The 20,927-nt window shown below is 36.9% G+C and carries 22 protein-coding genes and 1 pseudogene; 13 read left to right on the forward strand and 10 right to left on the reverse strand.

Annotation, left to right across the window (positions count from 1 at the left end; genetic code table 11):
* Window position 1: 1 nt before the first annotated feature.
* Genes purE through CVS97_RS01985 form a run of 3 tightly spaced genes read right to left on the reverse strand, consistent with a single transcriptional unit; the run spans window position 2 to window position 2,510 of the window.
* Window positions 2-496 (reverse strand): 5-(carboxyamino)imidazole ribonucleotide mutase, encoded by a 495-nt coding sequence (purE, locus tag CVS97_RS01975; RefSeq protein ID WP_107784896.1) that lies wholly within the window; start codon window positions 494-496, stop codon window positions 2-4.
* Window positions 493-1,752, reverse strand: a complete 1,260-nt coding sequence (locus tag CVS97_RS01980; RefSeq protein WP_107784897.1) for a peptidase U32 family protein — start codon at window positions 1,750-1,752, stop codon at window positions 493-495. The genes purE and CVS97_RS01980 overlap by 4 nt, the downstream gene beginning before the upstream one ends.
* Window positions 1,752-2,510, reverse strand: coding sequence for a chemotaxis protein (locus tag CVS97_RS01985; protein WP_107784898.1), 759 nt, complete (start codon window positions 2,508-2,510; stop codon window positions 1,752-1,754). The genes CVS97_RS01980 and CVS97_RS01985 overlap by 1 nt, the downstream gene beginning before the upstream one ends.
* A 135-nt stretch (window positions 2,511-2,645) precedes the next feature.
* Here CVS97_RS01985 and CVS97_RS01990 point away from each other — a divergent pair, with 135 nt between their 5' ends.
* The 3 genes from CVS97_RS01990 to CVS97_RS02000 all read left to right on the forward strand — a co-directional run bounded on the left by CVS97_RS01990 (window position 2,646) and on the right by CVS97_RS02000 (window position 6,896).
* Window positions 2,646-3,425, forward strand: coding sequence for a histidinol-phosphatase (locus CVS97_RS01990; RefSeq protein ID WP_107784899.1), 780 nt, complete (start codon window positions 2,646-2,648; stop codon window positions 3,423-3,425).
* Between the two features lie 88 nt (window positions 3,426-3,513).
* Window positions 3,514-4,944, forward strand: a complete 1,431-nt coding sequence (glnA, locus tag CVS97_RS01995) for a type I glutamate--ammonia ligase (RefSeq protein ID WP_054196569.1) — start codon at window positions 3,514-3,516, stop codon at window positions 4,942-4,944.
* A 314-nt stretch (window positions 4,945-5,258) separates the two neighbouring features.
* Window positions 5,259-6,896, forward strand: coding sequence for a DNA polymerase III subunit gamma/tau (locus tag CVS97_RS02000; protein WP_084108030.1), 1,638 nt, complete (start codon window positions 5,259-5,261; stop codon window positions 6,894-6,896).
* Here CVS97_RS02000 and ccoS read toward each other — a convergent pair.
* Window positions 6,893-7,123, reverse strand: coding sequence for a cbb3-type cytochrome oxidase assembly protein CcoS (ccoS, locus tag CVS97_RS02005; RefSeq protein ID WP_107784900.1), 231 nt, complete (start codon window positions 7,121-7,123; stop codon window positions 6,893-6,895). The genes CVS97_RS02000 and ccoS overlap by 4 nt on opposite strands.
* Window positions 7,123-9,504, reverse strand: coding sequence for a heavy metal translocating P-type ATPase (locus CVS97_RS02010; RefSeq protein WP_107784901.1), 2,382 nt, complete (start codon window positions 9,502-9,504; stop codon window positions 7,123-7,125). The genes ccoS and CVS97_RS02010 overlap by 1 nt, the downstream gene beginning before the upstream one ends.
* Window positions 9,505-9,804: 300 nt before the next feature.
* Here CVS97_RS02010 and rho point away from each other — a divergent pair, with 300 nt between their 5' ends.
* Entirely contained in the window at window positions 9,805-11,145 is a 1,341-nt protein-coding gene (gene rho, locus CVS97_RS02015) for a transcription termination factor Rho (RefSeq protein WP_107784902.1), read from the forward strand.
* Window positions 11,146-11,278: 133 nt separating this feature from the next.
* Here the strand turns inward: rho and CVS97_RS02020 are convergent, their stop codons facing one another.
* Window positions 11,279-11,491: a transcriptional regulator gene (locus CVS97_RS02020; RefSeq protein WP_107784903.1), complete on the reverse strand. Its 213-nt coding sequence runs from the start codon at window positions 11,489-11,491 to the stop codon at window positions 11,279-11,281.
* 160 nt (window positions 11,492-11,651) lie between these two features.
* On the opposite strand from CVS97_RS02020, the gene CVS97_RS02025 reads away from it, so the two are divergent.
* A complete protein-coding gene (locus tag CVS97_RS02025; RefSeq protein ID WP_107784904.1) occupies window positions 11,652-12,251 on the forward strand; it encodes an outer membrane beta-barrel protein in 600 nt (199 codons plus the stop codon).
* A 55-nt stretch (window positions 12,252-12,306) separates the two neighbouring features.
* Here CVS97_RS02025 and CVS97_RS02030 read toward each other — a convergent pair.
* Both CVS97_RS02030 and nusA read right to left on the reverse strand, forming a co-directional pair.
* Window positions 12,307-12,786 (reverse strand): annotated as a pseudogene (locus CVS97_RS02030) (N-acetyltransferase family protein).
* A complete protein-coding gene (gene nusA / locus CVS97_RS02035) occupies window positions 12,786-13,889 on the reverse strand; it encodes a transcription termination factor NusA (RefSeq protein ID WP_107784905.1) in 1,104 nt (367 codons plus the stop codon). Before nusA ends, CVS97_RS02030 begins: the two are co-directional and overlap by 1 nt.
* A gap of 172 nt (window positions 13,890-14,061) precedes the next feature.
* On the opposite strand from nusA, the gene CVS97_RS02040 reads away from it, so the two are divergent.
* The 8 genes from CVS97_RS02040 (at window position 14,062) to CVS97_RS09300 (ending at window position 19,348) form a co-directional block, all read left to right on the forward strand.
* Window positions 14,062-14,304: an HP0268 family nuclease gene (locus CVS97_RS02040; protein ID WP_002941786.1), complete on the forward strand. Its 243-nt coding sequence runs from the start codon at window positions 14,062-14,064 to the stop codon at window positions 14,302-14,304.
* Window positions 14,304-15,605, forward strand: coding sequence for a tRNA (N6-isopentenyl adenosine(37)-C2)-methylthiotransferase MiaB (gene miaB / locus CVS97_RS02045; RefSeq protein WP_103641429.1), 1,302 nt, complete (start codon window positions 14,304-14,306; stop codon window positions 15,603-15,605). The genes CVS97_RS02040 and miaB overlap by 1 nt, the downstream gene beginning before the upstream one ends.
* Window positions 15,586-16,365, forward strand: a complete 780-nt coding sequence (locus CVS97_RS02050; protein WP_107784906.1) for a lysophospholipid acyltransferase family protein — start codon at window positions 15,586-15,588, stop codon at window positions 16,363-16,365. The genes miaB and CVS97_RS02050 overlap by 20 nt, the downstream gene beginning before the upstream one ends.
* Complete coding sequence (locus CVS97_RS02055) at window positions 16,355-16,801, forward strand: hypothetical protein (RefSeq protein WP_103582729.1); 447 nt, start codon at window positions 16,355-16,357, stop codon at window positions 16,799-16,801. Before CVS97_RS02050 ends, CVS97_RS02055 begins: the two co-directional genes overlap by 11 nt.
* A gap of 60 nt (window positions 16,802-16,861) precedes the next feature.
* A complete protein-coding gene (locus tag CVS97_RS02060) occupies window positions 16,862-17,866 on the forward strand; it encodes a hypothetical protein (RefSeq protein ID WP_107784907.1) in 1,005 nt (334 codons plus the stop codon).
* Window positions 17,863-18,384, forward strand: a complete 522-nt coding sequence (locus CVS97_RS02065; RefSeq protein WP_107784908.1) for a hypothetical protein — start codon at window positions 17,863-17,865, stop codon at window positions 18,382-18,384. Before CVS97_RS02060 ends, CVS97_RS02065 begins: the two co-directional genes overlap by 4 nt.
* Window positions 18,377-18,913 carry a hypothetical protein gene (locus tag CVS97_RS02070; protein ID WP_107784909.1) on the forward strand — a complete coding sequence of 179 codons (537 nt, stop codon included), beginning with the start codon at window positions 18,377-18,379 and terminating at the stop codon, window positions 18,911-18,913. Before CVS97_RS02065 ends, CVS97_RS02070 begins: the two co-directional genes overlap by 8 nt.
* Window positions 18,914-19,006: 93 nt before the next feature.
* Window positions 19,007-19,348, forward strand: coding sequence for a hypothetical protein (locus CVS97_RS09300; RefSeq protein ID WP_199905959.1), 342 nt, complete (start codon window positions 19,007-19,009; stop codon window positions 19,346-19,348).
* Window positions 19,349-19,640: 292 nt separating this feature from the next.
* Here the strand turns inward: CVS97_RS09300 and CVS97_RS02080 are convergent, their stop codons facing one another.
* The gene (locus tag CVS97_RS02080) at window positions 19,641-20,264 is read right to left on the reverse strand and encodes a tetratricopeptide repeat protein (protein ID WP_107784910.1); all 624 of its coding nucleotides are present in this window, start codon (window positions 20,262-20,264) and stop codon (window positions 19,641-19,643) included.
* Window positions 20,265-20,918, reverse strand: a complete 654-nt coding sequence (locus tag CVS97_RS02085) for a tetratricopeptide repeat protein (RefSeq protein WP_084041410.1) — start codon at window positions 20,916-20,918, stop codon at window positions 20,265-20,267.
* Window positions 20,919-20,927: the final 9 nt, after the last annotated feature.

Genomic DNA, 20,927 nt, shown 5'->3' on the forward strand with positions numbered 1-20,927 from the left:
TTTACAGTATCACTTCAACCTTTAAAGAGTCTTCCTCTAAAGCCTTTACCTTCGCCTCTCTATCGGCTTTTAGAGCACTTGCTAGACTATCATCTTCAAGAGCTAAAATTTGCACTGCCAAATAGGCTGCATTTATCGCGCCAGCCTTGCCGATAGCTAAGGTCGCCACTGGCATGCCACTTGGCATTTGTACGGTTGAGTAAAGTGCATCAACGCCACTTAGAGCCGAGCCGGCCATTGGTATGCCTATTACTGGTTTTGTTGTGTTTGCAGCGATCGCTCCAGCCAAGTGAGCTGCCATACCGGCAGCTGCAATGAAGACTTTTGCGCCTTTTTTTTCTGCATTTGCGACATACTCGCTTGTTCTTTTTGGACTTCTGTGGGCTGAGCTGATTATTAGTTCATATTTTACGCCAAATTTTTCAAGAGTTTTTGCCGCCTCGCTAACGATCTCATAGTCACTCTTACTTCCCATTATAATAGAAACAAATTTCATATTTTCTCCCTTAAAAAGCTAAATTTTGGTAGCTTAATACCAAGGCTTATCTCATTTTCATTGCCGCTATGAATTTCACTCATAACTTTACCTTTTTTGGTGATGAGCTGCTTAAATTTAATAAATTTCTTGCCATCTTGTGAATAAACCTTTGAGATTTCATTCTCGCTATCATCTATGTGTGAGCCGATAGGCGCCACGATCTCGTAGCTATTGCCTGGGAAAATTTTATATTTACACTTAAAAAATTCGCCATCTTCGCTTATTGCATTTACCTGATGTGTGCCCTCTTCTAGGCTACTAATGTGATTTTGCGTATCGGTTCGTTCATAAGGTCTATGCACCAAGTATCCGTCCGTAAAGCCGCGATTTTTTAGTGTATTTATCTCGTTTTCATAAATTTGTGCGTCAAATTTATCATCCATGACATCATCTATCGCCATTTTATAGGCTCTTGCTGTGCAGGCTGCATAATACTCACTCTTCGTGCGACCTTCTATTTTTAAGCTATCTATCACACCACTATTAACGATCTCTTTGATGTGAGAGATGAGACAAAGATCTTTTGAGTTCATAATGTGAGTGCCGTTTTCATCCTCTTCTAAGCGGAAAAGCACCCCACTCTCTTCGTTTTTGGCATAGAGTTCGTATTTAAACCTGCAGTCGTTCGCACAGCTACCGCGATTTGACATGCGTCCGCTTTGCACTGAACTTACTAAGCACCTGCCAGAGTAGGCAAAGCACATCGAGCCATGTACAAAAATTTCAATATCAAGAGTTGGAATTTCTTCTTTGATTTTTATAACATCTTTTAAGTTCATCTCACGTGCTACGACGATACGTTTTGCGCCCATGTCGTGATAAATTTTTGCATCAAGCACATTCATAACGTTTGCCTGAGTTGAGAGGTGTATCTCGATATCAGGGGCAATAGCCTTTGCTAAACTCATGACTCCTGGAGTTGCGATAATAAAGGCATCTGGCTTCATAGCCGAGATAGTCTCTAAATGGCGTTTTAGTGGCTCGATCTGCGAGTTAAAAGGAAAAGCATTTATGGTTGCATAAAATTTCTTTCCCTTTGCATGTGTATAGTCTATCGCCTCTTTAAATGTTTCAAGGTTAAATTCCCTCGCCGATCTAGTCCTTAGTGAAAAGCTAGCCACCGATCCATAAACGGCGTCAGCCCCGTATTCAAGGGCGATTTTAAGTTTTGTTAAATTTCCAGCTGGAGATAAAAGCTCAGGCCTTTTTAGCACTATTTTTTACCCAAGCTTTCTATCAATGCTTCAATGTCATCGTTGCTGACTAAGTTTTCAGTCGTTGTATCACCTGCGATGTGAACAGCTGAGCCAACACGTTTTTCATCGTCTATTTTACCTTCAAACAAGGTATTCATATATTTGCTTAGAGCTCTCATAACGTTGATAACACGCTCAATCTTTTGTCTATGAATGTCTTGATACTGCATCATATCCATAGCCATCATTATCTCATCTTGTCCCATTTGTAAATTTCCGATGATGTTATCAATCGTGCCAAGAAGTGCGTTGTTTTTCTCCAAAGCTTCGCTAAATGCGGCAATATTTGGAAATTTCTGGCTTAGTGTCGTAAATAGTTCTATGTTTGAGTTTATTGTGTCTTTTAGGCTATTTGAGTCACTCTCAGCGTCCATAAAAAAGTTATTTATCGTCTCAAGCTTATCAAACATCTGAGTAGCTTTCTCTTCGCTATCTCTTGTTACGTCATCAAGCTGATGCACCATTTTGTGATCTTCCGTTGGTGGTGGTGGTGGCCAAACGCCATCTGCACTCACTCTATAGTTTTCTGCATTCTTTGAATTACTTTCTGATTTTGACTGTGGCTCATCTTTAGTATCAATTGCTTCTGCAACTTCTGTTACCTCGTCCGTATCCTCTTTGACGTCCGCAACCTCTTGGCCAGCATCTTCTTTAGTATCATCTAACTCATCATCTAGCCCACCTGCCATAAGTGCGTCAAGTTCCTCTTGGGTCATAAAAGCTCCTAATAAAATTTGGCTTGATTATATAGGATTTAAATAAAAAGTAAGTTTAAAGGCAATGCTTTTATCTTTAAATTTATAAATTTTTAGATAGCATTTTTAAAAATAAACGACCTTAAAAGGCTAAAAATGACCGTCGATCTTCACAACCATACGCCACTTTGCAAGCACGCAGTTGGCGAGCCAAGAGAGTATGTACAAAACGCAATAAAAGCTGGCACAAAATACTTTGGCTTTAGCGATCACGCACCGATGAACTACGATGAATCTTACAGAATGAGCTTTGATGAAATGCAAGGCTATGAAGATGAAATTTTACATTTAAGAGATGAATTTAGCGGTGAGATAGAAATTTTGCTTGGCTATGAGATGGATTTTTTAGATGGATTTATGGATGAACGAGTTTTTGCTAGAAAGGTTGATTATCTGATAGGCTCTGTGCATTTTTTTAATGGCTGGGCATTTGACAATCCAGAATTTATCGGTGGCTACGAGGGCAAAGACTTGGATCAAATTTGGCAAGAGTATTTTGATCATGTAGAAAGATCGGCCAAGCTTGGCAAATTTGACATTATGGGGCATATTGATCTTTTAAAACTTTTTAAATTTTTGCCAAAAAAGGATGTTAGGATTTTAGCTAAAAATGCAGTAAATGCGATAAAAGAAGCAGATTTAGTTGTTGAGATAAATGCTGCTGGCTTTAGAAAACCTATCGGCGAGCAATATCCAAGCGTAAATTTACTTGAACTAATAGCCGAAAAAGATATAACCATCACCTTTGGCTCAGATGCTCACGCAAAAGAAGATATCGGTAAAAATGGTGAAATTTGCGAGCAAATAGCTAGAGATTTAGGTTATTCAAAATGTGCAATATTTAAAAACAGAGATAGAGAATTAGTAAAATTTTAGATTGGGTTCAAATAAAATATAAATTTAATCTTAAATATTAGGTTTTATGATAGAATACGAAAAATTTAAAAATTAAAAGGAGAAAAAAGTGGGAAAATTTGTCCAAAATATAGATCATTTTTTTGATTTTTGTAAAGAAAATGAAGTCAAATTTGTAGATTTTAGATTTACTGATTTAGGTGGTGCTTGGCATAGCATTAGCTACAACATAAAAGCTGTTACAAAAGAAAATTTTATAAATGGCATCCCAATGGACGCTAGCTCTATGCATGGCTGGCAACCAATTGATAAGAGCGACATGATAATGAAGCCAGAAGCTACAACTGCATTTTTAGACCCATTTACTTCTGATATTACAGTTGTTGTTTTTTGCGATATTTACGACATCTATAAAGGCCAAATTTATGAAAAATGCCCTCGCTCAATAGCTAAAAGAGCAATGCAATATGTAAAAGATAGCGGTCTTGGTGATGAGGCATACTTTGGCCCTGAGAATGAATTTTTTGTCTTTGATAACGTCAAAATCATCGATAGTCCAAACTGTGCGATGTATCAAGTAGATAGCGAAGAAGGCGAGTGGAACGATGCTACTGACTTCAAAGATAGCTACAACACAGGTCATCGCCCACGCAGAAAAGGTGGCTACTTGATGACTCAGCCGATAGATAGCATGGTAGATCTAAGAGCCGAGATGATGCAAGTTCTAGAGCAAGTTGGTCTTGAAGTATTTTTGGGTCACCACGAAGTCGCTCAAGGACAAGGTGAGATCGGCGTAAAATTTGGTAACTTAGTCGAAGCTGCCGATAATGTTCAAATTTACAAATACGTTGTTCGCATGGTCGCTCACCTAAACGGCAAGACAGTTACATTTATGCCAAAACCACTTTATGGCGACAACGGAAGCGGCATGCACGTTCATCAATCAGTCTGGAAAGATGGTAAAAATTTATTCTATAAAGAGGGCAACTACGCAAATTTAAGTGATTTTGCAAGATACTACATCGGTGGCGTTTTAAAACACGCAAGAAGCGTTGCAGCCTTTACTAACCCAAGCACAAATAGCTACAAACGCCTAATCCCTGGCTTTGAAGCACCGTCTATCCTAACATACTCTAGCCAAAACCGCTCAGCAAGTATCCGCATACCTTATGGTTCAGGTGAAAAGTCAGTTAGAGCAGAGATGAGATTTCCAGATAGCACAGCAAACCCTTATCTAGCCTTCTCAGCGATGCTAATGGCAGGACTTGACGGCGTCAAAAACAAATACGAGCCAGTTGGTCCGATGGATGAAAATTTATTTAAACTTCACCTAGATGAGATCAGAGAGCGTGGCATAGAGCAGCTTCCACACACACTTCGTGGCAGTTTAGAAGCGCTAATTCGCGATAATGAATACTTAAAACCAATAATGACCGATCTTTTCATAGACACCTATCAACATTTCAAATTTGAAACTCAAGTTTGGCCTTACGAAGCGCGCCCAACCGCTTATGAGTTTAAAACTTGTTTCTCTTGCTAATCTAAATTTTGCCTTGGCACACATGCCAAGGCTTTTTATACCAAACACGATTAATACAAAAATACAAAATATTTAACATAAAATTTTATGTATTTTTATTATAAATTTTAAATCTAATCGGCTATGGATCATTATAAAAAGGGATATTTTTTATTTTTTTGCAAATGTACTAGAACTTTTATGCAAATCTATAAAAATTTATCCGCCCTCATTAAACTAAAATAAAAAATTTTAAAGCCAATTAAATATATAAATAATCATAAATTTATGCCTTTTTTTATAAAATCCTTGAACTTTATAAAAAGGATACCGCATTGCAAGCACTAGCTTTAAAATATCGCCCTAAAAATTTTGATGAACTTATCGGTCAAGAAGCAGTTAGTAAAAGTCTTATACACGCACTTGACGAGGGTCGTATAAGCCACGCATATCTATTTTCTGGGCTTAGAGGCAGTGGTAAAACTTCAAGTGCCAGGATATTTTCAAAAGCTTTAGTGTGCGAAAAAGGACCCACTTCAAAACCATGTGAAGTATGCCCACAATGCATCATGGCAAATGAGTCAAGGCATATGGACATCATCGAAATGGACGCAGCTAGCCACAGAAAGATAGATGACATAAGAGAGTTGATAGAACAAACAAAATATGCTCCAGCAATGGCAAGATATAAAATTTTTATAATCGATGAAGTGCATATGCTAACCAAAGAGGCATTTAATGCTCTTTTAAAAACGCTTGAAGAGCCACCAAGCTATGTAAAATTTATCCTGGCGACAACTGATCCATTAAAACTCCCAACAACGGTGCTTTCAAGAACGCAGCATTTCAGATTTAAGCAAATAAGCAGATACAGCATCATTAAACATCTTGAGTTTATTTTAAGTAAAGAAGGCATTAGCTACGAAAAAGAGGCACTTGAAATTTTAGCAAGAAGTGGCGGAGGATCGTTAAGAGATACTTTGACACTTCTTGATCAAGCTATCATTTACGGGGCAAATAATGTCACAGCAAATGGCGTAGCATCGATGTTAGGACTTCTTGATCCAGAAAAGATCGAAGAGATAATAACTCATGTTTTAAATCACGATAAAAATGCTATCAGAGTGCTTGTAAGCGAACTTGAAAGCTATGATCCAGAGATGATAATAGATGAAATTTTGGCAAATTTAAAGCAAAAATTTATAGAAAACGACTCAAAAATTTCACTACTTGTTTATGAGAGATTTTTTAGGATTTTGGCACAAGCTAAAGGTATGCTAAATGTAAGTAGCGATAATGGCTTTGTACTAATGCTAATGCTTTTTATGATGATAGAAGCTCTAAATTTACAAGATATCGATGACGCTATAAATGAAGTGATCTCAAAAAATAGCGAAAATTCCACTCAAATCACAGAAGTCATCACTCAAAAAAGCCAAGTAGCTCCTGCTAAAATGCAAGGTCCATACGAACTCTTCTTAACAAAAATTTATGATAGGAATTACGATCTTGGCGAGTTTTTTAAAGAATTTGTAGAATTTAGCTTCTTTAATAATAATGAGCTTGGACTGATAGTAAATGCAAAAGATGAAAATCTTGAATATTTTAAGAAAAATTGGAAAATTTTAAATGAGATATTGCGTACGCTTTTTGGACAAAATGCGAAGATAGTAAATGCAAAGAGCGATGAGCAAAAAGCACAAACTAAGATGCCTAAAGCCTCTTTAGAAAATAATGAAAAAAGCGAATTAGACGAGCTTGATGAGGAAATTTCAAGACTAAATGCAAATAACATTGAAACTAAAAATGAGCCAAAAACTGAGATAAAAAGCGAGCTACAAAACGAGAAAAATAACTTTTCTTTGATGCTAAATAAAGAGCCAAAAACACCAGAAGAGCTTCAAAGGCAAAGAGAACAAGGGGTTCTAAAAGAGGCCAATAGACTTTTTGGCGAGCCAACGATTGAGAGCTAAATTTTATCTTTATTAGACCCTGCTCTTTTTTTTAGAGCTTCTTTTTTGCGAAGCTCTAGCTCATAAGCTTCATTTAGCGCATCTTCATCGTCCAAATTTGCTCCGTCTAAAAATTTTCGGTAGTCCTCAAATTGCTTATTTTTTATCCCCCAAAGCACGCCAAAAAGCAAAAATGCTCCCATCAAAACTGAGATAAAAACCAGCATCGCAAGTGTCGCGCTATCCATTATTTTTCCTTAAATTTTCTAGCAATATAAAGCGAGTTTAATATAACACTTAGCGAGCTAAGCGACATAAAAAGCGCAGCAAATAGCGGAATGACGTAGCCACATACAGCAAATGGCAGAGCAAGAACATTATAAAGAAGGCAAAAGAGCAAATTTTGCTTTATCGTTTTGTAAGTAAATTTTGAGATTTTTATGGCCTTTGCTAGACTTTTTAAACTATCATCAAGTAGCACTACATCGCTTCTTTCTAAGCTTATCGCCGCCCCACTTCCCATACAAATGGCAACATGAGCAAGGCTAAGTGCTGCTGCGTCGTTTATGCCGTCCCCTACCATTAGCACCTTTTTGTCCTGCTCTTTTAGTTCGCTTATAAATTTAGCTTTCGTTTCAGGCAACATCTCTGCTCTAAACTCACTCACGCCAAGCTCATCTACCACGTTTTTTACCACTTTTTGCACGTCGCCACTTAAGATACACACTTTCATGCCAGCATTCTTTAGCTCGTCTATCAAGGCCTTTGCTTCAGGTTTTATGCTATCTTTTAGGTAAAATTTCGCCACTAGCTCACCATTAAGCCCCACAAAAAAGCTCACATTTTCTTCAGCTTCATCAAAGCTAATACCATTTTCAACTAAAAATCGTTTGCTTCCTGCATAAAATTTTTTACCTGAAATTTCAGCCTCAACACCCTTTGCCACGCTTAAATTTGTATTTTTAAGCTCTATTTTCCTTGCGCCTTTTTGCTTTAGAAATTTAGCCACTGCCACGCTTATTTGATGATTTGATATAAGAGCTAGCGAATAAATTTCATCTAAACTTATGCTCTCTTTTATGAAAAAATCACTAACTTCAAATTCTGCCTTTGTAAGCGTGCCAGTCTTATCAAATACCGCTACATCGCACTTTGCAAGGCTTTCAAAAAATTTAGCCTCCTTAAAAAGCACTCTATTTTTAAAGGCCACACCAAGGGCACAGACACTACTAACTGGCGTGGCAAGCGCAAGCGCACAAGGGCAAGCGATCACGATAACACTAACAGCCGTGACAATAGCTTCTGAAAAGCCAAATTTAAAGTACCAAAACCAAAATGTAAAAAATGCTAAAGTTAGCACGCTAAGAGAAAATTTAGAAGCGATTTTATTGACTACTAGCTCGATATTTGGCTTTTTTAGCTCAGCAGTTTGGAGCAAATTTATAAGCTGATTTAGATAAGAATTTTTAAAAATTTTCTTTGCTTCATAGATGATTTGTCCATTTTGACAAATGACGCCACTTTTCACCTCTTGCCCCACTCCCAAGGTTACAGGCAGGCTCTCCCCCGTTAGACTTGAGCTATCCACACTTGCCTCACCACTAAGCACTACTCCATCAAGTAGCGCCCTCTCGCCTGATCTTAGCACGATCTTTTCGCCCAAATTTACATCTCTTGGCTCTTTTAAAACATCCTTACAATCTTCTAAAATACACACTTTTGCAAGCAGCATATCATTTAAGAAATTTGAAGTCTCAAGTGCCTTTTTCTTGCCCAAAATTTCTAAAAATTTACCGATAAAAACAAAGGTGATGATCATCGCAACCGAGTCAAAATAGCTCTCGCCACTCCTCGTAAACATCGCATAAATCGAGTAGATATATGTTATGCTAGCTCCGGTGATAACAAGCAGATCCATATTTGGCGAAGCGTTTTTTATGGCTATCTTTGCCCCTTTGAAAAACTCGCTACCAGTATAAAAAAGCACAGGCGTTGCTAATACAAACTGCGCAAAGCTTAATATATCTTTTATGTCGCCTCTTATGCCACTAAAATACCCACTATACTGAGCAATGGCCAGCCACATAATGTTCATCGTGGCAAATATACCAATTAATGCTTTTGTGTAAAAATTTCTTCTTTTTTTAGCTAGTTCGTCCTCTTTTTGACTCGTAGCATATGGCTTTGGGACGTAGCCAACGGCATAAATTTTTTCAATTATTTGCTCTACCAAAAGCTCCTGCTCATCAAAAACAATGACCGCTTTTTGATTAAGCGAGTTGATATTTACCTCCAAGACGCCAGGCAAGCTAAAAAGTGCCTTTTCAAGTAGCCAGATGCAAGCTGAGCAAGTGATGCCATCGATTAAAAATGAAATTTGACTAAAGTCGCCCTCTTTTGTCACAAGCTCGCTAAAATTTGCCGCTAAATTTTTGATATTTGTACCGTTGCTCGCCGGTGTAAGTGTATTTTTACCAAGACGTTCATAAAACTCACTAAGCCCATTTTCATTTAAAATTTCATAAACACCTTTGCAACCAACACAGCAAAATTTAAGTCCGCTTTCATTTGAGATCATCACGTTTTCATCAAATTTTAATCTACAATGAGCACATCTACTTTGTGGCATTTTTACTTTCTTTTATCTAAAATTTTTACCAATATTATTGCATCACATGCCTATTGCGTACCATAATTTAAATACATAAATTTGAAGCAGACAAACTGCAAAAATAGGCACAAATTTCTTATTTTGTTACCGTTATAAAATGGCGAGATTATAGCAAATCAACCATTTTTGAGCAAAAATTTTATTTTATACCATTTCTTGACAACAAAGTTTTATTTTTATAAAATGCCAAAACTTTCAAAAACTTCTTTTTGAAACTTAGAAATTCTGCAAAATTATCCCCGCATTTAAAGAGGAAATATGGAAAATAACCAAACCGAGCAAAGTGCTGCTCAAAGCGCAAAAACTACAAAAAAACATCAAGCATCAAGAACACACATACCAGTAGACGGACATAAAATCGAAGAGCTAAGAACGCTTAGTTTAGATGAGCTAGTGCAGATCGCAAATAGCGTTGGCGTCGAAAATCCACGCGAATTTCGTAGGCAGGACTTAATATTTGAGATACTAAAAACCCAGACAAAACAAGGCGGCTTTATACTATTTACTGGAATTTTAGAGATCACAAACGAGGGTTATGGCTTTTTAAGGGCTGTTGATGCGAATTTAAGCGATAGCTCAAACGACGCATACGTTTCAAACTCACAGATCCGCAAATTTGCACTTCGTGTGGGCGACATCATCACCGGCCAAGTAAGAGAGCCAAAAGATCAAGAAAAATACTACGCTCTTTTAAAGATAGAAGCGGTAAATTATATGCCTCTAGCAGACGCAAAAGAGAGGCCACTCTTTGACAACCTAACTCCACTTTTTCCAACTGAAAAGCTAAATTTAGAGTATGATCCGATGAAGCTAACGGGCCGCGTACTTGACCTTTTCACGCCTATTGGTAAGGGTCAGCGTGGTCTCATCGTCGCACCTCCAAGAAGTGGTAAAACTGAGCTTATGAAAGAGCTAGCTCACGGCATCGCCAAAAACCACCCAGAAGCCCAGCTCATGGTGCTTCTAGTCGATGAGAGGCCAGAAGAAGTTACAGATATGCAGCGCTGCGTAAAAGGCGAGGTATTTAGCTCGACATTTGACCTGCCAGCGCTTAACCACGTCCGCGTGGCGGAGCTAGTCATCGAAAAGGCAAAACGTCTAGTTGAGATGGGCAAAGACGTCATCATCTTGCTTGATAGCATAACCCGTCTAGCACGTGCCTACAACACAGTGACCCCACCAAGTGGCAAGGTGCTAACAGGCGGCGTGGACGCAAACGCACTTCACAAGCCAAAACGCTTCTTTGGCGCAGCTAGAAACATCGAGCACGGCGGCTCACTAACCATCATCGCAACCGCACTAATCGACACTGGTTCACGCATGGATGAAGTGATATTTGAAGAGTTTAAAGGTACTGGAAACAGCGAGATCGTGCTTGACCGCAATATCTCAGACCGCAGAATTTACCCAGCTATCAACGTACTAAAATCAGGCACCAGAAAAGAAGAGCTACTTCAAAAACCTGACGAGCTTCAAAAAATTTGGGCTATCCGATCTGCGATCGCTACAATGGACGATGTCGAAGCGCTTAAATTCTTATACGCAAAAATGCTAAAAACAAAAGACAACAAAGAGCTTCTCTCTATCCTAAACGAGTAAATTTAACTGAGCTTGAGGCGCTTGCTTTGAGCTCAAATTTTTTCACTTAAAATATAAACTCCAGCTTTTCTAGCCAAAAATATCTTAGAAATTTTAAATTTTCAAGCACTTGTAATTATAAGAGAGATTGCGATTATTTACTAAATTTTTCTATGTCTTGATTGATTAAATTTTCATATTCGCAAAGCTCGTTGCAAGTCTTTTTGCCCTGTTCGATAAGCTCATCAAATTTAAATCCAAGCATCACGATACGATAAAGGTTTGGTTTGTGTTTTCGCCAGTTGTAAAGCGTTGCGACATCAACGTCTAAATGATAAGCCATATCACGTTTTGTCATCTTAGCCACTTTACACTCCTTCTTTTTGAGTGATTTTATAAATTTTATTCTGATAAGAAAACAATTGAATTATTTTATGTTTTTTATATATTTAATTGAATATTTAGACTTTATTTAATCCAATAAAATTTAGAATACCAGTCAAACATTTTTTAAATAAGAAGTAAAAATGAAAAATGTAGTCTTAAAAGTTGCTTTAGACTTAAGCCTAGCTAATGCCGCTGCTTTAGCACAAGGAGCGTTTATTGGAGTCGAAGGAGATTACTCTTTTAATTCAAAATTAACAGCAAAAAGCGACAATGACACAACAAAAGTGAAAAAAGCTCAACCAGGTATTGGACTAAAAGCTGGCTATGATTTTGATAGTTTTAAAGTATATGGAGCTTACATTTACGACTTCCAAGCAAAGAAATCACTTGGCGATGAAGATGGTACAGTAATAAAATGGAGTACACATAAATTTCTAGTAGGCGCAGACTATACACCAGAATTGACAAAAGACATAAAGCTAGTTTTTGGTGGATACACTGGCTACTCAAAGCTTAAAATGGATGTATTTGACACTCATGATGGCTCGGAAAAAGCTAATACAAATGGCTGGATACTAGATGCAAGAATTGGTACAGAATACCCTATCAACAAAAACAATGCAGTTAAGTTTGGTGTAAAAGCAGATAGAACAAAATATAGCTCTATAGCAAAATATGATAATGCAAAAATAAAAGAGACAAATGTAGGTCTTTATTTAGGATATACATATAAATTTTAATCACTCGCAAGCTCAAATTTCAAAGCAAAATTTGAGCTTTTTATTTAAAAAAGAACTATAAATTTAAAAGTTTTTCTAAATTTTCACCGTCCAAGCGGTAGTTTCTCCACTCATGAGATTGATTTTTAGCACCCATGCTTTCATAAAATTTAATACTTGGCTCATTCCAGTTTAGGCAGCACCACTCAAGCCTTTTTAAATTTTCATCCTTGCAAATTTGAGCTAAAAATTTAAAAAATGTCTTGCCTATACCTTGATTTCTAAACTCTTTTTTGACGTAAATATCCTCAAGATAGATCCCACCAAGCCCCAAAAATGTAGAAAATGTGTAAAAATAGATAGCATAGCCAATCACCTTACCCTCACTCTCGCAGACAAGGGCTTTTGCGTGGTTTTTATTAAAGATAGAGTCTGCAAAAATTTCATTTGTAAAAGTGACTTGGTCACTCAAATTCTCATAGCTGGCAAGCTCTCTTACAAGCTCTCAAATTACATCTATATCGGCTCTAGTCGCTTTTCTTATTTGAAATTTCATTAGTTATCGCCAAAAAGTGCTTTTAAGTCTTTGATTGGCTCATTATTTTCTGCATTGCTACTAGTTTTTGAGCCAAGCTCATTTAGCTCGATCTCATAGCCAGTTAGCATGCTTGCTAGGCGGATATTTATGCCGTTTTTGCCGATCGCCTTGCTCTTTTGTTCGCTTGCAAGCGTTACGATTGCCTTATTTTCTTCGATCTTTACAGATGTGATGATCGCAGGCGCCATAGCGCGAGCCACCAAGATCGCTGGCTCTGTGGTGTATTCGATTGCGTCGATACTCTCACCATGAAGCTCTTTGCTTACGGCATTTATCCTAACACCCTTTGTACCGACCGTTGCGCCGACTGGATCGATGTTTGGAGTGGTTGAGATTAGCGCTACTTTAGCTCTTTCGCCAGGGATCCTCGCACTTCCTTGAATGATGATACCGCCATCTTTTATCTCAGGCACCTCTGAAGTTAGCAGCGCTTCAAGAAATTTAGGTGAAGTCCTTGAAAGTTCGACCTTTATGCCTAAATTTTTATCTGTAAAAACTTTTCTAATGACCGCTTTTACCACGTCGCCTACTTTAAATTTTTCGCCTTTTATGCGGTTTTTACGTGGCAAGATGGCACGAAGCTCGTCTATCTCGATAAATGTGTTTTCATCGTTATCGACCCTTACAACTGGGCCAAAGACCATGTGACCGCTCATTTCATTATATTTTTGTAAAATTTTCTCTTCAACTAGGCGCTGGATGTGATACTCAAGCTCCTTATGAAGCGTTTGAGCTGCGGTTCTGCCAAGGTTATCAAGGCTTAGCTCATATGTGAGCTCATCTCCGATCTCTACGCCACTATCTATCTTTTTAGCATCTTTTAAGCTTAAGAAGTGCTCATTGTCTTCAGCAAGCCTCTCATCGTCGTTTGCTACGATTGAAATTTTTTGATAAAGCTTTAAATTTTTATTAGCATCGATGCTCACGTCATACTCATAATTTTCTCCATAAACCCTTTTTGCAGTATTTATCAAGGCTCTTATAACACGCTCTTTTACATCTTCTATCTCTAAATTTTTCTCATTTGCAATTGACTCGATGATATCTGAAATTCTTTCCATTTTTTCTCCATTGTAACGATAAATTTCGGGGATTTTTCGTGAAGTTTTGAAATTATACATAAGCCATACTTTTAATAACTTTAAGCTTATTATTAACTTTTATTTAATCCTTTTTTTATGATGTTTTGGATATATTGACCGATTAAAATTTAAGATTTTGAAAGGATTAAAAATGGAGCTAAAACTTGCAAGAGCTGAATTAGACGCAAAACCAAAAACGATTTCACTAGAAAAGATAGAGGCAGCTGTCGAAAAAGAGGGTCAGAAAATTTTCTATTTTGATAAAGAAAACACACACAAACAACTAATCGCCTTAGTCGAGCATTTTGAAGAAAAAGGGCTAAGCGTTTATCACAGAACCGTAAAATACGGGCTAGATGATAGCGATTATATGTATGAAGTGCATATACTTTAATGAGTAAAAAACTCTTTATCCAAACTTTAGGTTGTGCTATGAATGTTCGTGATAGCGAGCATATCATAGCCGAGCTCTCACAAAAAGAAGACTACTCCTTAACACAAAATATAGAAGAAGCTGATTTAATCCTTATAAATACCTGCTCAGTTCGTGAAAAGCCAGTTCATAAGCTCTTTAGCGAGGTTGGCGCCTTTGAAAAAGCCAAAAAAAGAGGAGCTAAAATAGGAGTTTGTGGCTGCACTGCAAGCCATTTGGGTAGCGAAATTTTTAAGCGCGCGCCTTACGTCGATTTTGTTCTTGGCGCAAGAAATGTCAGCAAGATCACAAAGGCGGTAAATACGCCTAAATTTATCTCAACCGACATCAACCACGACGAGAGCGAATACGCATTTGGCGAATTTAGAGGCTCGCCATACAAAAGCCACATCAATATCTCGATCGGTTGCGATAAAAAATGCACCTACTGCATCGTCCCACATACTAGAGGCGATGAAATTTCCATCCCCTCAAGCCTTATCTTAAAAGAGGTAGAAAAGGCTGCAAAAAGCGGTGCAAAAGAGATATTTTTACTAGGGCAAAATGTCAATAACTACGGCAAAAGATTTTCAGGCGTGCAAGAAAATATCGATTTTAGCGACCTTTTAGTAAAGATAAGCGAGATAGAGGGCGTTGAGAGGATAAGATTTACAAGCCCTCACCCGCTTCATATGGATGATAAATTTCTTGAAATTTTCACTAATAACCCAAAAATTTGCAAGTCAATGCACATGCCACTTCAAAGCGGAAATACCAAAGTTTTACGCGAGATGAAGCGCGGATACACGAAAGAGTGGTTTTTAGACCGTGCGCTAAGACTTAGAAAGATGTGTCCAGATGTGAGCATCTCAACTGATATCATCGTCGCATTTCCAGGCGAGAGTGATAGCGAGTTTGAAGATACGATGGACGTGCTTGAGCAAGTTAGATTTGAGCAAATTTTTAGTTTTAAGTATTCGCCTCGTCCGCTTACAAAGGCAGCTACTTTTACAAATCAAATAGATGATAAAACCGCTTCAGAAAGGCTTACTCGCCTACAAAATCGCCACAATGAAATTTTAGACGAGATCGTGGCGGCACAAAAAGATAAAATTTTTGATGTATATTTTGAAGAGCTAAGAGCAAATGGCGGCGTTGCTGGGCGAAGTTTTAATAACTTTTTAGTTCAAGTTGATGGCAGCGAAGAGCTTCTTGGCACTACACAAAAAATCAAGATCACAAACCCAAAACGAATGGTTTTGTATGGCGAGCTGCAAATTTAAAAGTGCCCTTGAAAAGCTCGCCCTAAGCGTTGGCGTCTTTTTCATCTACATTTTGATGTGGCTCATTTTTTTAACCTGCAAAAAGAGCTACACTCCAAATTTCTTACCACAAAATGGCTGCGTTGTCGTCTTTTGGCACGGCAGGCTTAGCTTTATGAGCTTTGCTTACAGACGCTGGTGGAGCAGTCAAAATAGAAAACAAGGCAAGGTGATAATCAGCGACCACAAAGATGGCGAGCTAATCACCAGAATAATCAAATTGTTTGGCATCGGCACCATTAGAGGCAGCAGCTCAAAAGGCGGCGCAAGAGCACTGATAGAAGCTTTAAGAGAGATAAAGCAAGGCCACGACGTCATCATCACGCCAGATGGTCCAAGAGGACCAAGGCACAGCGTGGCAGACGGAGCTGCGGTGATCGCACAAAAGTCATCTTGCGAAATTTATGCTCTAAATTTTGAAGCAAGCTCGTTTTGGGAGTTTAAAAGCTGGGATAATATGATACTTCCAAAGCCATTTTCAACTATAGATTTTAGCCTCTCAGCTCCTTTTAGTGTGGAAAATTTGGAGCAAAAAGATGCAAAAGAGAAGATACAGAATGAGCTTTGGCAAGCCTCACAAAATGATGGTGGCAAAAGCGTGGAGCAAAACCAAGAGGATTTTAGATCAAATTTAAAAATTTGGTGGAAAAAGTATGCGCATAAAAATCCACAAATCAGCGACGAGATAAGAGAAATTTTGGATGAAATTTATGAAAAATAAACTATCTATTTTTATAGCCATCTTTCTAATTGTTTTATTCGGACTATTTTTTTATAGCGACAACTCCTACAAACTCGCCCTTGAAGCAAAATTTTTATACGAAAACAAAGAATACGAAAAGGCCTTAAATTTAAGCCAAAAAGCACTTGATATAGATATTTATAACAAAATGGCAAATACTGTGCTAAATCAAAGCAAGGCTGCTATCAAATTTAGCTCATACATAAAAAATGGCAAAGAGTATCTTGAGCGTATCAAAAAAATGAGCCAAAGTAGCGTCAGCAAGGCTGATAGTGAGCGCATTAAGATGATGTGTGATGTGATGATAGAGGATTTTGACGACCTTAAAAACTCGGCCCTACTTGATAATGAACTAAAAAATGAAGCTTTAAATACAAAAGAGATTTTCGTTAAGCTTAAAAACGAGCTGTTTTAAACTTATTTAATCCCTTTTTAGCTACCATAACGAAAATTATGCACTAAATTTAGGAGATTTATGTCTTTTAGCGTTAAAAAGCTTTTTTCTAACCTTTTTTTAAGCGTCGTGTTGGAGGGCAATGAGTGCATATTCTTCGGTCAGGTCTTTAGAAATGGCAAACTTTTAAAAACCATAAACGCCAAATTTACAGATATAAATATCGATAATATCGATGAGAAAATCATAAAATACATAGAAGAGCAAGAAAAAGCATATTTTGGCGTATATGTCTCAGTTTTTTTTAACGACGACTCGCAAGGCGCGCTTCCTAGTGTTAGCTTCGATGAATACAAAAAATTTAATATAAATGCTAAAAATCTTACAAGCCTTATCATGCAGAATAGTTGGAGTATTTATGCAAATTTAAACGCTATAAAAAAATATAAAAATTTATTTGGACAAGATAGTGTAGATCTCATCTACTCACCTATTGCCCTACTCTTTCACGAGCTTTTAAAACGCGGAATTTCTCCAAAAACTACACTTTATCTTTATATCCATGCACATTCGTTTACGCTTGCGATCTTTAAAGATAAACAAATGAAGTTATCCACTTTTTTAAATATGGCTGGCGTTGAAGAAACCAACCAGGAAGCTGAAAGCCTAAAAGAAGAAGATATAACAGATATTGACAACTTAATCATTAAAGAAGAAAATGACGCAACATCGCTTGATGATTTTAAAAGTTTAGATGATTTTTTAAGTGATGATAAACCAAAAGAATTTGAAGATCTAAATTATGAACTAAATATGCCAGTTTCTACAAATGTAGAAAAATCGGTTGCTATTTTTGGGTATGACATGAAGATGTTTGATTACATCGTAAAGGCTGTAAAAGAATTTTACGAAAATCCTCTCTACGGCGGCGATTTTATTGAACAAATAATTGTTTTTGAAAACACAAAAACAAGTGCAACCTTTTTGCAATATCTGCAATCTGAGCTTTTAGTGGAGACTTCGGTGTATCCAGTGAATACAAATCATATTATGAATGAAATCATGCAAGAAGAGATAATATTATGAGATTTAGCTTTATTGCTCCGGAACCAAGACCACTTATATCTATCTTTAGCAAAATTTGGCTAAGCCTTATAAGCTTTGTGTTTGTGGCTCTTTTGGCAACAAATTTCTTTATACTTTACAAAAATTATTCAATTGAAAAAAATATAAATTTTTTATCAAATGAGCAAAAAGAACTTAGTCAAAAAATAGTCACAACAGATGAAATTTCAGCTAAACTCGCCGTACAAATAGAATCTGCAAATGATATTTTCACATCAAATTCTATTCTCAAGCAAAGCTTGCACAATCTTTTTGATCTAGTGCCTGACAGTATAACGCTTGAAGAGGTTTTTATGGATAAAAACTCACTCATCATTCGTGGTATAACGCCGACAAAAGATGTATTTAATCAGCTTCTAGCTTCACCTTTAAGATCTATTTTTACGACTTCAAATACTAGCTTTTATCAAAGTAAAAACGGCTGGTACGGCTTTATAAGCACAAACAAAATTGGTAATTCTGAGGGATATAATGAGTAAAAAAGATACGAGCTTAGAAAAAATAGATCCCGTCAAGCTTTTACTTTTTATATTTGCTTTTATTATAGTTTGTTTCATTATGATATTTGGCTTTATCGTACCAAATATAAAAGAATTTAAAAGCCTAACTAGACAAAATTATTCACAGACCTCATCTTATACAAAAGTAAAAAATGAATTTGAAGCTAATTTTAAAGCCCTTGAAGCAACCAAACAAAAAGATGGAGCTATCATTTCAGCTTTTGAAACTAAATTTGATAAAGATAAATTTATAGAATTTGCCTCTAAATTTTTCAGTGAAGTAAGACTTAGTAAAATAGAAGAAAGTGATAATAACGCTAGTGAGAAATTTTTCAGATTTCGCCTAAATGTAACTAGCTCTCTAAGGACACCACAAAAATTTTATGACTTTTTAGATGCGCTTAGTAGCTATGACAGTATCGTAAAGACCGAATTTCCTATCGTCATGAAAGGCGAAAAGGATAAAATCCATACTACTTTTAATATAAAAGTTTTTGGATTGAAGTAAAATTTTAGATTTCATTTAATAAAAAGCTACAAACAGATAACATTTCTCTCAAGTTCTTAGTTATAGAAATCATATTTTTATAGACATAAATTTATGTATTTCATCGGTATTGATATAAGCTCAACATCTACAAAAGTAGCAATACTAGATAATCAAGATAATTTTTGTGATCTATTTTTGTTATCAAGTAGTTTTAGTGTCATAAAAATAGTACGCGATATAAAAGAAATTTTAGAACAAAAAGGCTATCAATATGCCTCGATCGTAGCTACTGAATATAGAGCAGAAGCGGATGTAGTAGCTTTTGAAAGCTGTACAGGAACTACAAATTTTAAAAATAATATGAGTACACAAGGTAACCTTGTAGAAAATATCGCCAAACGTTACTTAAAGACGCCCCTCTTCTGTAATGTACAAAAACGACGCAATATCTGATGCTATTAAAAATTTGTAGATGAATATAAAGCAGATAGTGCAACAGATATCGTTTTAAGCGGCTGTCACACTTATGCAATAGAAACAAACAAGATAAAAGAAGCTAGTAAAGAAGCTGGTGCAAGCTATATGAGCCTTGAGGACTGACTACCCCCAAACAAGATGTTGTCCGGATTTGCACACATTTGAAGGCATTTTTAGAATTTCTCGAATAAAACATCAAATTTTAAAAGACTCAAAAAAGAGCCTTTGTTGATTTATTGCGAATTTTTAGAATAGTATTTTGCTAGTATTACTTTTTATCCACGCATTTGCCAAGCTGACAAGCTCTTTTGTAAAGTGCGTCTGCTTTTGCTTCATCGCCGCTTAGCTTTGCAAGCAAAAAGCATGACTGAGCATACTCAAGCTCGCAGCTCTTAGCCAAAAGCCTTAGCACTCTAGCCTCAGCCTTGTTTCTATCTATCTTATGAGTTTTTAAATTTTCGCTTTCGATGTAAGACTTTAGCCCCATTGCTTCGTTATAGCAGCCAACGCCATCACCGCTATCACAAGCTAGTTTATATAGTCTTAAGGCTTTTTCCATATCTTTTTGCTCATCAACAAGCCCTTGCTCATAAATTTGACCCAAATTAGAACAAGCCGTCGCAAGACCAGCATTGCAAGCCTTTTCGTAGTAGCCTTTTGCTTTTACAAAGTCCTTTTCGTTACTAAAATTTACGGCTAAATTGTTGCAGTCGATGCTATTTCCACTTTCACAATTTTGTATCATCTTCTCTTTTTCAAGCTCAAGACGCTCTGCCCTCGCCTCTTCATCACTTTGCCAAAAGCCAAAGCTTACCATCTTTTGCCACGACCAGCAACCACCAAGCATAAAGCCCATAGCCAAAATAAGACCAAAATTTAAGACCTTTTTCACTTACATTCCTAGCTTTGTACCTAGTCTTTTCATCTGCGGGCATGCCTTGCTTAGCCCACGAAAGCAAGCAACTTTATAAATTCCATAAGCCCTTTTTTCGTCTTTATTGACACCAAGACCAAGCTCGTACATCGCTCCGATATTGGCACAACTTGGCAAATCGCCAGCATTGCATGCATTTGTATAAGCTTGCATTGCTAAGTAATAATCTAGCTTAACGATCTCGCCTTTTCTATAAGCATTGCCTAAATGATAGCAAGCTTGCATGCCTCCGCCATTGCAACTTTCTTTATAAATTGAAATTGCCTTTTTTGGATTTTTTTTAACTCCAAGTCCAAGCTCATAAAGAGTGCCCAAATTTGCACAACCGACTTGCACCTTAGCATCGCAAGCTTTTTTATAATTTGTTAAAGCATTTTCATATTCTTTTAAAAGCTCGTAATTTACACCCAAATCGTTGCAAGCTTCCGCATCGCCTTCTTCGCATTTTGGTATTAAAATTTCGATCGCATTTCTTGAAATTTGCTCTTTATTTTGCACTATTTTTTCATCCTTTGGTTGCTGCCACGAATCATCTTGTTTTTGTCCTACACCAATCACGTTTAAGCAGCCAGTGAAAAATAAAGCCGATAAAAGCAATAAATATTTTTTCATTCTTTTCCT

Origin of the sequence: Campylobacter concisus (assembly GCF_003049735.1) — a bacterium.
Taxonomy (GTDB): domain Bacteria; phylum Campylobacterota; class Campylobacteria; order Campylobacterales; family Campylobacteraceae; genus Campylobacter_A; species Campylobacter_A concisus_AN.